General features: G+C 68.2%; 14 protein-coding genes. 7 read left to right on the top strand and 7 right to left on the bottom strand.

The features are described from left to right. Positions 1–3: 3 nt before the first annotated feature. Positions 4–987 carry an adenosylcobinamide-phosphate synthase CbiB gene (gene cbiB, locus MKI84_RS03400; RefSeq protein ID WP_241616564.1) on the bottom strand — a complete coding sequence of 328 codons (984 nt, stop codon included), beginning with the start codon at positions 985–987 and terminating at the stop codon, positions 4–6. 121 nt (positions 988–1,108) lie between these two features. On the opposite strand from cbiB, the gene recQ reads away from it, so the two are divergent. The 4 genes from recQ to tmpT all read left to right on the top strand — a co-directional run bounded on the left by recQ (position 1,109) and on the right by tmpT (position 5,504). Next, positions 1,109–2,941, top strand: coding sequence for a DNA helicase RecQ (gene recQ / locus MKI84_RS03395; RefSeq protein WP_241616563.1), 1,833 nt, complete (start codon positions 1,109–1,111; stop codon positions 2,939–2,941). 127 nt (positions 2,942–3,068) lie between these two features. Continuing rightward, positions 3,069–3,617, top strand: a complete 549-nt coding sequence (locus MKI84_RS03390) for an SRPBCC family protein (RefSeq protein ID WP_241616562.1) — start codon at positions 3,069–3,071, stop codon at positions 3,615–3,617. Between the two features lie 252 nt (positions 3,618–3,869). Beyond that, on the top strand, positions 3,870–4,799 hold the full coding sequence (locus tag MKI84_RS03385) for a YVTN family beta-propeller repeat protein (protein WP_241617516.1): 930 nt from the start codon (positions 3,870–3,872) through the stop codon (positions 4,797–4,799). Positions 4,800–4,868: 69 nt separating this feature from the next. Continuing rightward, positions 4,869–5,504, top strand: a complete 636-nt coding sequence (gene tmpT / locus MKI84_RS03380; protein WP_241616561.1) for a thiopurine S-methyltransferase — start codon at positions 4,869–4,871, stop codon at positions 5,502–5,504. 3 nt (positions 5,505–5,507) lie between these two features. Here the strand turns inward: tmpT and MKI84_RS03375 are convergent, their stop codons facing one another. Beyond that, a complete protein-coding gene (locus MKI84_RS03375; protein ID WP_241616560.1) occupies positions 5,508–6,608 on the bottom strand; it encodes a sulfate/molybdate ABC transporter ATP-binding protein in 1,101 nt (366 codons plus the stop codon). Positions 6,609–6,789: 181 nt separating this feature from the next. Between MKI84_RS03375 and MKI84_RS03370 the strand changes: the two genes are divergently transcribed. Then, positions 6,790–7,443: a GNAT family N-acetyltransferase gene (locus MKI84_RS03370; protein WP_241616559.1), complete on the top strand. Its 654-nt coding sequence runs from the start codon at positions 6,790–6,792 to the stop codon at positions 7,441–7,443. 51 nt (positions 7,444–7,494) lie between these two features. Here MKI84_RS03370 and MKI84_RS03365 read toward each other — a convergent pair whose 3' ends face one another. After that, entirely contained in the window at positions 7,495–7,890 is a 396-nt protein-coding gene (locus MKI84_RS03365; protein ID WP_241616558.1) for a flagellar export protein FliJ, read from the bottom strand. 531 nt (positions 7,891–8,421) lie between these two features. Between MKI84_RS03365 and ctrA the strand changes: the two genes are divergently transcribed. Continuing rightward, positions 8,422–9,123 (top strand): response regulator transcription factor CtrA, encoded by a 702-nt coding sequence (ctrA, locus tag MKI84_RS03360; protein WP_241616557.1) that lies wholly within the window; start codon positions 8,422–8,424, stop codon positions 9,121–9,123. Positions 9,124–9,256: 133 nt separating this feature from the next. Here the strand turns inward: ctrA and copM are convergent, their stop codons facing one another. From copM to chpT, 4 genes are all read right to left on the bottom strand, one after another. Continuing rightward, positions 9,257–9,670 (bottom strand): CopM family metallochaperone, encoded by a 414-nt coding sequence (gene copM / locus MKI84_RS03355; RefSeq protein WP_281063190.1) that lies wholly within the window; start codon positions 9,668–9,670, stop codon positions 9,257–9,259. 77 nt (positions 9,671–9,747) lie between these two features. Beyond that, entirely contained in the window at positions 9,748–10,110 is a 363-nt protein-coding gene (locus MKI84_RS03350) for a hypothetical protein (protein WP_241616556.1), read from the bottom strand. Positions 10,111–10,231: 121 nt separating this feature from the next. Further along, complete coding sequence (locus MKI84_RS03345) at positions 10,232–11,407, bottom strand: chemotaxis protein CheW (RefSeq protein ID WP_241616555.1); 1,176 nt, start codon at positions 11,405–11,407, stop codon at positions 10,232–10,234. Positions 11,408–11,529: 122 nt separating this feature from the next. After that, a complete protein-coding gene (gene chpT / locus MKI84_RS03340) occupies positions 11,530–12,177 on the bottom strand; it encodes a histidine phosphotransferase ChpT (protein ID WP_241616554.1) in 648 nt (215 codons plus the stop codon). A gap of 354 nt (positions 12,178–12,531) precedes the next feature. On the opposite strand from chpT, the gene MKI84_RS03335 reads away from it, so the two are divergent. Continuing rightward, on the top strand, positions 12,532–13,116 hold the full coding sequence (locus MKI84_RS03335) for a DUF1134 domain-containing protein (RefSeq protein ID WP_425353789.1): 585 nt from the start codon (positions 12,532–12,534) through the stop codon (positions 13,114–13,116). The last annotated feature ends 113 nt before the right edge of the window (positions 13,117–13,229 follow it).

The raw sequence follows: 13,229 nt of genomic DNA, 5'->3' as shown, positions 1-13,229 counted from the left end.
CGGTCACATCCCTGAGAACAGCGCGGCGGCGGCGCCGGCAAGGACCAGCGCGACCAGCAGCGTATCCGCCACGCGGTAGAGCCTCAGCGCGCGGCGGATATCGGCTTGCGTGCAGTCGCGCCGGCCGCCCTCGCCCATATAGCCGTCCACCGAGAGCTGGCCGCCATAATGGCGCGGCCCGGCGAGCGCGAGGCCGAGTGCGCCGGCCATCGCCGCCTCCGGCCAGCCGGCATTGGGCGAACGGTGGCGGCGGGCGTCGCGGCGGATCGCGCGCCAGCTATCGGCCGCCGAGGCGCCGGGCACCATCACCGCGGCCACCACGATCAACGCGCCGGCCAGCCGCGCCGCCGGCAGGTTGATCAGATCGTCGAACCGCGCCGAGGCCCAGCCGAACTCCAGATAGCGCCGGTTGCGGTGGCCGATCATGCTGTCGGCGGTGTTCACCGCCTTGTAGGCCGCCGCCCCGCCGAGCCCCCCGACCGCCATCCACAGCGCTGGCGCGACGATGCCGTCGGAAAAATTCTCCGCGAGGCTCTCAATGGCGGCGCGGGCGACACCGGCCTCGTCCAGCACATGCGGATCGCGCCCGACGATCTGCGCGACCGCCTCCCGCCCCTCGTCCAGCGAACGATCGAGTGCCTGCGCCACCCGCTCCACATGCTGATGCAGGCTGCGCTGGGCGAGCAGCGACGAGGCGAAAATGGCCAGGATGAACAGCCCGAACGGCAGCGACAGCAGCCAGGATTGAAGGAGAAAGCCGGGCACGAGGCTGGCGCCGAGGATCACCAGCAGCGTCGCCACCCCCGCCAGCCGCCGCTCGCCCGGCGCCGCCTCCTCGCGGTTCAGCACCCGCTCCAGCCCGGCGATCAGCCGGCCGATCCAGCCCACCGGATGGCCGATCACGCGGTACAGGACGGCGGGATAGCCGAATGCCGCCTCGAACAGCAGCGCCAGAGCGGTTAAAGCGAGGGTAAGCTCCAGGGCCATCGGCACTGATTCTCCGGTTCGTCCGATTCGGCAGGGTCGAGTGGCTGAACCATTTCCTTCCGCGCCGCAGGCGACAAGAGCCGAGTTTGCGGCACGACCAGAAAGCTGAAGCCTTCCCCCGATGAACGCGATGCCCCCCTCGCTCAGCATGCTGCCCGCCGCGCTGGAGGCCAGCAAGAAGCGCCATCTGGCCGAGGTGTTCGGCTTCGACCGCTTCCGCGCCGGCCAGCAGGAGGTGGTGGACGCCGTGCTCTCCGGCGCGCCGACGCTGGCGGTGATGCCGACCGGCGCGGGCAAGTCGCTGTGCTACCAGTTGCCGGCGCTGGTGCTGGGCGGTTTGGCGCTGGTGGTCTCGCCGCTGATCGCGCTGATGGACGATCAGGTGAACGCGCTGAAATTGCAGGGCGTCGCCGCCGAGGCGATCCATTCCGGCAAGTCGCGCGACGAGAACGTCGCGATCTGGCGCCGCGTGGCGGCCGGCGAGGTGCGCCTGCTCTATCTCGCGCCCGAGCGGCTGATGACCGACCGCATGCTCGCCGCGCTGTCACGGCTGCCGCTCCGGCTGGTGGCCGTGGACGAGGCGCATTGCGTCTCGCAATGGGGCCATTCCTTCCGCTCGGAATATCTCGAACTCGGCCGGCTGCGCGACATCTTCCCCGATCTGCCGATGGTCGCGCTCACCGCCACCGCCGACAAGGCGACCCAGACCGACATCGTGGAGCGGCTGCTCGGCGGGCAGGCGCGGGTGTTCGTCTCCGGCTTCGACCGGCCGAACATCTTCATCGGGGTGGAGGAAAAGACCGCCCCGGCGCAGCAGATCGAGAGCTATGTGCGGGCGCGGCCGGGCGTGTCCGGCATCGTCTACCGCATCTCGCGCAAGAAGGTGGAGGAGACCGCCGAGCGGCTGCAGTCACTCGGCATCCGCGCCTTGCCCTACCATGCGGGGCTGAGCCCGGAGGCGCGGGCGGCCAACCAGGAAACCTTCCTCGCCGAGCGCGGCATCGTCATGGTCGCCACCGTCGCCTTCGGCATGGGCATCGACAAGTCAGATGTGCGCTACGTGCTGCACGCCGACGCGCCGGGCACGCTGGAGGCCTATTATCAGGAAATCGGCCGCGCCGGCCGCGATGGCCTGCCCTCCGAGGCGCTGCTGCTTTACGGCGCCGGCGACATCGCCACCCGGCGCCGCTTCCTCGACGAGGAGAATTCCTCGCCCGAGCGCAAGATGATGGAGGCCCGCCGGCTCGACGCCATGGTCGGCTTCTGCGAGGCGGTGACCTGCCGGCGCGCGGTGCTGCTCGGCTATTTCGGCGAGCGTGCCAAGGCGTGCGGAGCGTGCGATGTCTGCCGCGATCCCCCGCAGGTGGTGGATGCCAGCCGACAGGCGCAGCTCGCGCTCCGGCTCGCCCGCGCCACCGGAGAACGCTACGGCGCGGCCTATATCGCCAGCCTCGTTACCGGCCAGCGCACCGACCAGGTCTGCGCGCGCGGCCATGACCGTCTGGCCGATTTCGGCGCGGGGGCGGACCGGCCGGCCACGGAATGGCGGGCCCTGCTGCGCCAGCTGGTCGCCACCGGCGCGCTGCATGCCGACGCTGCCCATTTCGGCGCGCTCACCCTCACCGAGACCGGCCAGGCGGTGCTCGCCGGCACCCGCGCCTTCACCCTGCGCGCGCCGGTGAAGCGCCGGCGCGAGAAGCCGGGCCGCGCCTCCGAGCCCGACCTCGCCCCCGCCGAGGCGGCGCTGCTCGGCAAGCTCAAGGCGCTGCGGCGCGAACTCGCCGCCGAGCGCAACGTGCCGGCCTATGTCGTGTTCGCCGACCGCACGCTCGAAGAGATGGCGGTGGAGCACCCGCGCACCCGCACCGAACTGTCGGGGATCAAGGGCGTGGGCGCCGCCAAGCTGGAAGCCTTCGGCGCGGCGTTTCTTAAGATTCTCAAAGAATTTTCTTAGAAATCTCAAATATAAAAATCGGGAAGTTTTTCCCGATTCCAAGAGTTCACGAACCGCGTTTCTCTTCGTAGACTGCTGCCAACGGACGTGAAGTCCGGCCACAAAACCAGTCTCCGGGATGGAAACGATGAAGATGAAACTCCTTGCCGCCGCCGGTGCCGCGGTCGCCCTCGCCGTTGTCACGCTCAGCGGCGCCGATGCCCATGGCCCCACGCGCCAGAAGGTCTCCGAAAAGATCGAGATCAACGCCGCGCCGGAGAAGGTCTGGGCGGTGGTGTCCAATTTCCAGGATGGCAGCTGGATTCCGGTGGTCGACAAGACCGAGGGTACGGGCGGCAACGCCCCCGGCGCCAAGCGCACGCTGACGCTCAAGGGCGGGGCGACGGTGGACGAGGAAGTCGCCAAGCTCGATCCGGAGAAGATGACGCTCATGTACCGGATCGACAAGGTCGACGTGAAGGTGCTGCCCGTCACCAATTACTCGTCCTGGCTGGTGGTGTCGCCGCTCGACGGCGGCAAGAAGTCGGAAGTCGAGTGGCGCGGCGCGTTCTATCGCGGCTACCCCAACAACGACCCGCCGCCGGAACTGAACGACGAGGCCGCGATCAAGGCCGTGAGCGGGCTCTACAAGGCAGGGCTCGACGGGCTGAAGAAGAAGATCGAAGGCGGCAGCTGATCGAGCGCGCCTGTGCCGCCTGCGCTTCGGCCCTCGCAATTCCTCCCGGCCTCGCGCCGTCCTGTGCCGGGAAGGACGAGCGCCTGTGGCGTGATCGCGGATCGGCCTGCCTCCGGTCGGGATGATGGGTGCGGGACGCGCGACACGGCCCCCTCTCACCAGTGGGGAGAGGGGCAGCGCCCGCCAAGCACATCGCTGCGCAACCGCCTGACCTCCCATCCCGCTTCCTCGTGGAGAGGGCTTTGGGGCGCCCTGCTGCTGCTGCCTTTCCTCGCCGCCTTCCCCGCCCGCCCGGACGAAGCCTTCGTCACCTCGCAGCCGGCGGAAATGCTCTCCATCGTCGACCTCGACACGCGCAAGGTCGTGGCCACGCTGTCGATCCCCGGCAAGCCGGCGGGTATCGCGGTGTCGCCGGATGGCCGGCGCGCCTTCGTGACCAGCCCGGACGGCCGCGCACTCACCATTCTCGACGCCGCCGCCCGCACCGTCACCGCGCGGGTGGATGTCGGCGGCGGGCCGGTCGGTGTCGCGGTGCTGCCTTCCGGTGAGGTCGCCTATGTCGCGGACTGGTACGGCGCGCGAGTGGTGGCGGTGGAGGCCGCCAGTGGACGCATTCTCGGCACGGTGGAAACCGGGCTCTCGCCTTCCGGTCTCGCGGTCACGCCGGATGGCGCGCTGCTGCTCTCCGCCGATCGCGATTCCGATGCGGTGAGCGTCATCGACACGGCGAGCCTGAAGCGGGTCGGCGAGATCAAGGTCGGAAGCCGCCCGTTCGGCGTCACCATCGATGCGGCGGGAGCGCGCGCCTACACCGCCAATGTCGCGTCGAACGATGTCAGCGTGATCGACATCGCCACGCGCCAGCTCATCGCCACGGTGACGGTCGGCGAGCGGCCCTATGCGGTGGCGCTGGCGCAGGGCCGCGCCTTCGTCACCAACCAGTATGCCGGCACGCTCAGTGTGTTCGACCTCGATACGCTGGAACCGATCGGCACGGTCGCGGTCGGCGAATACCCGGAAGGCATCGCCGCCAGCAGCGATGGCGCCTTCGTCTATGTCGCGAACTGGGAGACCAACACGCTGAGCGTGGTCGATGCGAGGACGCTCAAGCTCGTCGATGACATCGTGGTTGCGGATGGCCCGCGCGCCTTCGGCGCGTTCATCCGGGCGCCATCGCGCTGACATGAGGGGAGTGTCGGATGTGGGCTGCGGCGCGCTATCCAGCGCCGGGGGCGACCGAGAGGACAGGCGATGGAACATGAGTTCTGGCACCGCAAATGGTCTGACAACGACATCGGCTTTCATAGTGCCGCGCCGCATCCGCTGCTGCTGCGCCATCTCGCTGCGCTGGGACTGCACCCGGGCGCCCGCGTTTTCCTGCCGCTCTGCGGCAAGAGCCTCGATATCCACTGGTTGCTCCAGCAGGGCTATCGCGTCGCCGGCGCCGAGCTGAGCCGGCTCGCCGTCGAACAGCTCTTTGCCGAGCTGAACCTTACACCTGCCATCACCTATGAGGGCACGCTGGAGCGGTTCGAGGCCGAGGCAATCACGGTGTTCGCCGGCAACATCTTCGATCTCGACCGCGATGCGCTCGGCCCGGTGGACGCGGTCTACGATCGCGCGGCGCTGGTCGCTCTGCCCGAGGCGATGCGCGGCGAGTACACCGCGCATCTGGCCGCGCTCACTCATCACGCCCGCCAGCTTCTCATCAGCTTCGACTATGACCCCGCGCTGATGGCAGGCCCGCCCTTCAGCGTGCCCGAGCACGAAGTGCGCCGCCATTATGGCGGGGCCTATCATGTCTCGCGGCTGGAGCGGGTGGCGCTGAAGGGAGGCCTCAAGGGCCACCCCGCGCATGAGGACGCCTGGCTGCTGGAGCCGCGCTGAGCGTCAGATCGCGTATTCGCCGCTCTGCTGCGCCGCCGGGGCGCGGCAGTCGACCCCAAGGCCGCCGCCGGGGAACAGCCGCGCGCGGTCGAGCCGCACCGCCACCGGCTCGCCGATCGGCACCCGCACCGTCGGCGCGATGTCGGCCTCGAACAGCGCGCTGCCGACCTCGACCTCAACCCGGCGGATCGCACCGTGGCGGCGGAAGCCGCGCACCTGGCCCTTGAGGCCCGGCGTGCCCGGCAGGCCGAGCGAAATGTCATGCGGGCGCACATAGAGCAGACCCGGGCCATTCGGCACGGTCTGAGTCGCCGCCGCGATCGGGGTGCTACCGGCCAGTGCCACGCCGTCCCTGACCTCGACCTCGATGCGGCTGGATTCGCCCATGAAGCCGAACACGGCGGCGGTCGCCGGGCGGTCATACACGTCGTCCGGGGTGCCGACCTGCTCGATCTTGCCCTTGCCCATCACCACCACGCGGTCGGCAAGCTCCAGCGCCTCTTCCTGATCGTGGGTCACGAACAGCGTCGTGTGCCCGGTGCGGTCATGCAACTCGCGCAGCCATTTGCGCAATTCCTTGCGCACCAGCGCGTCGAGCGCGCCGAAGGGCTCGTCCAGCAGCAGCACCTTCGGCTCGATGGCGAGCGCACGGGCGAGCGCCACGCGCTGGCGCTGGCCGCCGGAGAGCTGCGCGGGAAAGCGCCCGCCATAGCTCTCAAGCTGAACCAGCGCGAGAAGATCGGCCACGCGCGAGCGGATCTCTGCGTCGGATGGCCGCTCGGCCCGCGGGCGCGAGCGCAGGCCGAAGGCGACGTTCTCCGCCACTGTCATATGCCGGAACAGCGCGTAGTTCTGGAACACGAAGCCAATGCCGCGCCGACGCACCGGAACCGAGAGCGCGTCCTCGCCATTGAACAGCACGCGGCCATGGCTCGGCTGCTCCAGCCCGGCGACGATGCGCAGCAGCGTGGTCTTGCCCGAGCCCGAAGGCCCGAGCAGCGCCACCAGCTCGCTCGGCGCCACGTCGAGCGAGACGTGCGACAGTGCCGGTGCCCCGCTGCCGAAGCTCTTGCCGACGGAATCGATGGACACGGCGACGGTCATCTAATTAACTTCCATTAAGTGTAATAAATTGAATTACCCGTAAGATATCTGAAAATTCGCTGTTGTGAACCCTCGGGCGCGTTCAAGCCGAATTCCATCCCCGCCCATGGCACCGCGGTGGTAGCGCCGGAGCGGTTCCCCCTTGTACAAGCGGGTAGGTTCAACCGCCCGTCAGGTTCCCGTGACCGATCCATCATCGCCCCAGACGCCCCAGACCCTACCGCCCGGCCCTGCCCTTGATCTCAACGGCTATACCGCGCTGCCGCCGGGCAAGGTCGCGACCATCGTCACCTTTCTGGAAATGCACGCCCGCCCCGCCCCATTGCCCGAACGCGGTGGCGAGCCACTGCGGCTGCGCCGGGTCAGCGCACCGCGTGCCCGCTGGTACCGCGCGCTGTTCCGCGCCATCGGCGAGGACTGGCTGTGGTTCTCGCGGCAATCGCTGTCGGATGCCGCCCTGGAAACGATCATCACCGATCCGGCGGTGGAAATTTATGTGCTGGAGCGCGGGGACGAGACCGATCTCGGCCTGCTGGAGCTGGATTTCCGGCAGGCGCCGGATGTCGAGCTGGCGTTCTTCGGCGTGGTGCCGGCACTGGTCGGCGCCGGGGCCGGCCGCTTCATGATCAACCGCGCCAATGAGCTGGTATGGGCGCGCGCGGTGACGCGGTTCTTCGTGCACACCTGCAGCAACGACCACCCTGCCGCACTCGGCTTCTACCGCAAGGCGGGCTTCAAGCCGGTGGCGCAGATGGTGGAGGTGGTCGACGACCCCCGGCTTTCCGGCGTGCTGCCGCGCGAGGCGGCACCGCACATCCCGATCATCCAACCGTGAACGGCGACGGGGCCGAAGCCCGGCCGGGGAAATGCGCGTCCGACGCCGACATCACATGGCGAGGCTGGCCCGCGCCCGTCCGGCAACGCTCTTGACGATTTCCACCGGCGCCTCGGGGCCGCGCTCGCGCTCGCCCAGCGCTTCAACCTTCTTCAGTTCCTCGACCGCCGCGTCCCAGAGCGCGCGGGCCTCGTCGAGCTGCTGCTTCAGCTCGTCAGCGGAGCGGCGCAGATTGTCGCGGCGGGTCGCCGCGGCGCGGGCATAGGTCGGATAGGCGAAATGCTGGGCGTCGGTGATACCGGCCCGTTGTTCCTCGGCCTCTATTTCCCGGTCGAGTTCGCGCGCCATGCGGTCGAAGTCCGAGATCATGGTCTCGATCTGAACGAAATGGCGGCGCTTTTCCTCCGCCTGGAACCGCTTGAGACGAATGGCTGTGTCGAGCTTCATGCCGGCGATACTCCGCTTTTCGTCCGGCTGGCCCCCATGCCCCGTGTGCACGGCGCATACCCCTCCGGTTCGAGCCGCCATTACGCAGCGGCGATGGTCATGATCGCGAACAGATATTGCCGCTTCCTTACCCTGTGGGCGCGAATGCGGCGATTGGGGGCTGAATCTGTGACTCTTCAGGCAGATGGAAACGATTTGTTTACCGGCCTCGTTAATGATCAGGTCACCGTCCGGTGTGGATCGACGGCTTTTGCGGAAAAGCAGAGTCGCACGATTCACTTAGAGGCACTTCTTGAGATTCGACTCTAGGGTTTGGACTCACAGATTCTGTTTCTGTTCCAGCGCGTTGCGGAAAGACTCGAATAAAATCGAGAACCCCGCTTGTGCAGGAGAATCAGACTTTGTTATCCCTAATCCATCGAAGGTCGAATCGGTTGTGCCAAAGCCGGGCGCGGGGTGGGGTCACGCTCGGCTGCGTAATGTCCGATTGTGCCGAAACCCCGGGGGCCGTGGCGAGGGAAGGGGATTGGCATGCGCGTCTTGCTCATCGAGGACGACCGCGCGACCGCGCAGAGCATCGAACTGATGCTCAAGTCCGAGAATTTTAACGTCTACACGACGGATCTCGGCGAGGAGGGTGTCGATCTCGGCAAGCTCTATGATTACGACATCATTCTCCTCGATCTGAACCTGCCCGACATGTCGGGCTATGATGTGCTGAAGGGCCTTCGCGTGGCGAAGGTGAAGACGCCCATCCTGATCCTCTCCGGCCTTGCCGGCATCGAGGACAAGGTGAAGGGTCTCGGCTTCGGTGCCGACGACTATCTCACCAAGCCGTTCCACAAGGACGAGCTGATCGCCCGCATCCACGCCATTGTCCGGCGATCGAAGGGCCACGCCCAGTCGGTGATCATCACCGGCGAGCTGGTGGTGAACCTCGACACCAAGACCGTGGAAGTCGGCGGCGCCCGCGTGCACCTGACGGGCAAGGAGTACCAGATGCTGGAGCTGCTCTCGCTCCGCAAGGGCACGACGCTCACCAAGGAGATGTTCCTGAACCATCTCTATGGCGGCATGGATGAGCCCGAGCTGAAGATCATTGACGTCTTCATCTGCAAGCTGCGGAAGAAGCTCGCCAATGCCAGCCAGGGTCACAATTTCATCGAGACGGTCTGGGGTCGCGGCTATGTGCTGCGGGAGATGGGCGAGCAGGAGCAGCGCATCCCCGCCTGAGCCGGACGAGTTCCCGAGAGGCGTGACGCGACCTGTCGTCCGCCCAACTGAAAACCCCGCCGCAAGGCGGGGTTTTTGTTTGCTGAAGACCGGCGCCGTTCGCTGGCGCCGGCCCTTGTCCTGTCGCGAAATGCTACTTCTTCGCGTTCTTTTCCAGCCACTCCTTCAGGAAGGCGATCTCGCTCTCCTGCGCCTTGATGATGTCCTCGGCCAGCTTGCGCAGTTCCGGGTCCTTGCCGAAGGCGAGCTGGATCCTGGCCATGTCGATCGCGCCCTGATGATGGGGGATCATACCCTGCGCGAAATCGACATCGGTGTCGCCGGTCATCGGCACGCTCATGCCTTCATGCATCTTGGCATTGGCCGCGGCGAAGGCGGCACTGGACGGGCTGGTGGCGGGCGCCGCCCCGCCTGTATGGGCGCTGTGGTCCATGCCCGGCATGTTGCCGTGAGGCATGTTTCCAGACGGCGCCCCCTGCTGGGCGAAGGCAATGCCGGCCGTCAGCAGGCTGCCGGCGACGAGGCCGGCGCGAAGGAAGGTCTTCATGGTGTGAACTCCTGAATCATCGGTAGTGAGCGCGCCGCGCGAAAACGCGCCGCGCGCAGATCGGCTCGATGCGAGGTTCAGGAAAAACGCGGCGGAGGGGTCGGCATCGCCACCATGCGCCCGCGCGGCACGAGCATCGTCGGGGGTGTGAGCACGGCGGCACGTGCCACCGGATGGCTCAGTGTCATCCCGCCGAGCGGCGGCACCACAAGGCACGCCAGCACGCAGCACAGATGGGCGCCGCCCGCGATCTTGGCGGGAGGCGACATCGCCTTCGACGCAATCGCTTCCGTCTCATGGCACGGCATGGTCGCCGCGCCGGTGTCCACCGCGCCCGACGCGCCGGCCGTCATGGCCGGAACCGCCACCGCCGGGTTCGCCATGGCGAACCCCAGCGCAAGAAGCGTCAGCAGCAGCCGGAGGATACGGATGATGGGCATGGATGCGTGTGATGTCCCGCCGCGCCAAAGCAGCGCGACGCCACGCTAGCACAGGCTCGCGCAGGCGGCAGGAGGATCCCTACGGACCCGGCGCGCGCGGTGATCAGGCTTGCGTGAATGCTCAGGCGCCGCCGATGAGCGCGGCGACCAGCGCCACGGCATCGCCCGGCGCCACGACGCGCTCGAAGCCGGCCGGAACCGGAACCCGGCTCTCGGTGGAAAAGCCGATGCGCCGCGCACCGTCGCGGGTCGCGATCCCGGCCTCACGGACATCGGCATAGGTGTCGAGGTCGAACAGCACCACGTCGAACCGCCCGCCGGCGAGGCGCGCGGCGCGCGGGTCGTCGGCCAGCGAGACGTCATGACCCATGGAGCGCACGAGATCGCGGAGCCGGCTGCGGGCCTCCCCGGCGGGCGCCGTCACCAGAACGCGCAGCACCGCGAGAGCGTCGGGGCTGGTCTCGCCGGGCTCCAGCAGCCGGTAGCGGCCATTGGAGGCGACAAGGTAGCGTACGCCGGCGATCCGCTCGATGCGGCCCTGTGGGGCGAGACCGATGACCTCGTCCACCGCCACCGCCTCGCCCTCGCCGCCAAGCAGCAGAAGGGTGCGTCCGCCGGAAATCCGGCCATCCTCGATCGGGTGCAGGCCGCGCAATGCGGCGACGCGCACCGCTTCCAGTTCCTGCCGCCCAGCGCGCACCAGAAGATGCGCGCTGTCGCGCTCCACGCGCGGCATGACCCGGGCACGCGGCGCATCGACGCCGATGGCGAGGTCCAGCATCGCCGCCTGCGTGCCGTCCGGCAGCAGGGCCACGCCGTCGATCAGGTCCGCGCAGGGCTGGAAATGCTCGCGCCAGGCTGCCGGCATCGGCTCGACCTTCGCGCGCATGCGCACCGGCGCGTCGTCGACCAGAACGGTCGCCCGCACCCGCCCGCCCGTACCGAACAGCACCAGCGCGCCGCGCTCCGGCGCCGTCTCAGGCGGGAAGCCGAGCCGGTTGGACAGGCGGATCAGCGGCAGGCCGCTGCTGCCCAGCGTGCCAGCGGCGGCCATGTTGAGAAGCTTGCCCCAGCGCTCGCCGGTCACCGGCAGCGTGTCGACGATGCGCGCCGCCGGCAGCGCGAAGCGCATGCCACGCAGGGCGAAGACGAGAAGATCGGTTTCCGGGACCTCGCGCGGCGCATGGGGACGCAGCGGCACCACGGCCGCCATGGTCGTCCCTGCCATGCCGGACGACAGCGCGCCGGAAGCCGGGACGCCGTCGCTACGGGCGGGAGAGAGGTCTCTTTCAAACATGGACACAGCACTCGACAGGACGCGCGCCCGGAGGCGCTCACCGACAAAATGTGCCGCCACGCGTTAATGTCTTCTGAAAGTGCCGTAACGAAACGTGCGTCGTTACCGATTTCGCCGGCCGGTCACGCCGGCGCGGCGAGGATCGTCACACCCTCGCCTTCCAGCGCGAAGCTGATGGCGAGCCCGACTTCACGGGCCAGCAGCCCGGTATAATGCGGCTGGATAGCATGGGCATCGATGGCGCCGCCTTCCGGAGGCTCGCCGGCAATAAGCTGCGGCAGATGCGGAGGAATGCGGGAATGGCTACCGACGGTGGTGAGCCGGAAACCGCCGGCCTCGCCCTCCCCGGTCGCGCTCACCGCGATGCGCCCGCCGCGCGGAATGGTGGCACCGGCGACCAGCAGCAGGTTGAGCAGCAGCTTCACCCGGTTCTTGGGCAGCAGCGCGCGCGGCACCTGCCACTCCAGGCTGGTACGGTCATCGACGATGAAGCCGCGCGCGACGGTCTCGGCGTCACCGGTGTCGATCTGTGCGCCGGCCGAGCCGGCCGCTCCGAAAGCAAGGCGCGCGAACTGGAGGCGGGCCGACGCCTGGCGCGCGCTCTTGGCGATGAGATCGAGCGCGAACTGCTTCATGCTGGCGTCGTCTTCGTCCTCGAGCACTTCGAGCCCGTTGACGATGGCCCCCACCGGGCTGATGACATCGTGGCAGACGCGCGAGCACAGCAGGGCGGCGAGGTCGAGCTTGTCGAGATCGATGGCGGTCGTCATCGGGCTCCCATGTAAGGCAGGTTCGGGCGAATCGCCGCGCATCGGCGCGGAATGGACGAGGGTTGTGATACACCGCACCCCTGCCCACGCCAACCCGCGGCACGCGGCGGCCGGCCGGTAGCCACGGGGGCGACGCGACGCGCGAGCCAAGCACTGGTGCGGGTTCGCAGCGGATCACCTGACGCAGGCGCGTCACACTGCCCGGCCTTTGCGCCGCCGCCGCGGCCCGCTCCGCCTTCCTAAGGTCGCACTACGTGCTAATGATACGCTGGGACGTGTGCGTGCCGGTGCGCTGCCGGCCCGCCATGCCCCATGCCTTTGCATGTCCATCGTCGACCAATCGCGAGACCGCCAATGCCGACCTTGCGCGCCCTGCTTGCCTGCCTTGCCCTGCTCTGCGTCCCTTTCGCCGCCGCCCCCGCCATGGCGCAATATGCCCAGCAGCCTCAGCAGCAGGGCTCCTATTCGAGCGATGAACTCGTCAGCCAGGGCCACGGCTTCTTCGGCGAGGTTTCGCGCGGTCTCGCACTGTCCATCGAGAAGGCGGTCAGCCAGTGGGGCCAGCCCAATGGCTATATCCTCGGCCAGGAAGGCAGCGGCGCCTTTGTCGGTGGCCTGCGCTATGGCGAAGGCACGCTCTACACCCGCAATGCCGGCGACCTGCGGGTGTTCTGGCAGGGCCCGTCGCTGGGCTGGGATTTCGGCGGCGACGGCGCGCGTACCATGATCCTGGTCTACAACCTCAATTCCATCAATGACATCTTCCGGCGCTTCGGCGGCATTTCCGGCTCGGCCTATTTCGTGGCCGGCTTCGGCATGACCGCGCTCGCGGCCGACAACATGGTGGTGGTGCCGATCCGCTCCGGCGTCGGCGTGCGGCTGGGCGCCAATATCGGCTACCTGAAATTCACGCCCTCGGCGACGTGGAACCCGTTCTGAAAACCGACGACACGTGATCATCGGCCGGCGTGACCGGCCGTTTTGATGTTTGTAACGGTTGGGCGCTATGCTGTGCCCAGCTGGCCCGCTCCGCCGAGGTTGCGCGTTCGCAC

Source organism: Ancylobacter gelatini (assembly GCF_022601675.1).
GTDB lineage: Bacteria > Pseudomonadota > Alphaproteobacteria > Rhizobiales > Xanthobacteraceae > Ancylobacter > Ancylobacter gelatini.
This window is presented reverse-complemented; position numbering and strand designations above follow the sequence as displayed.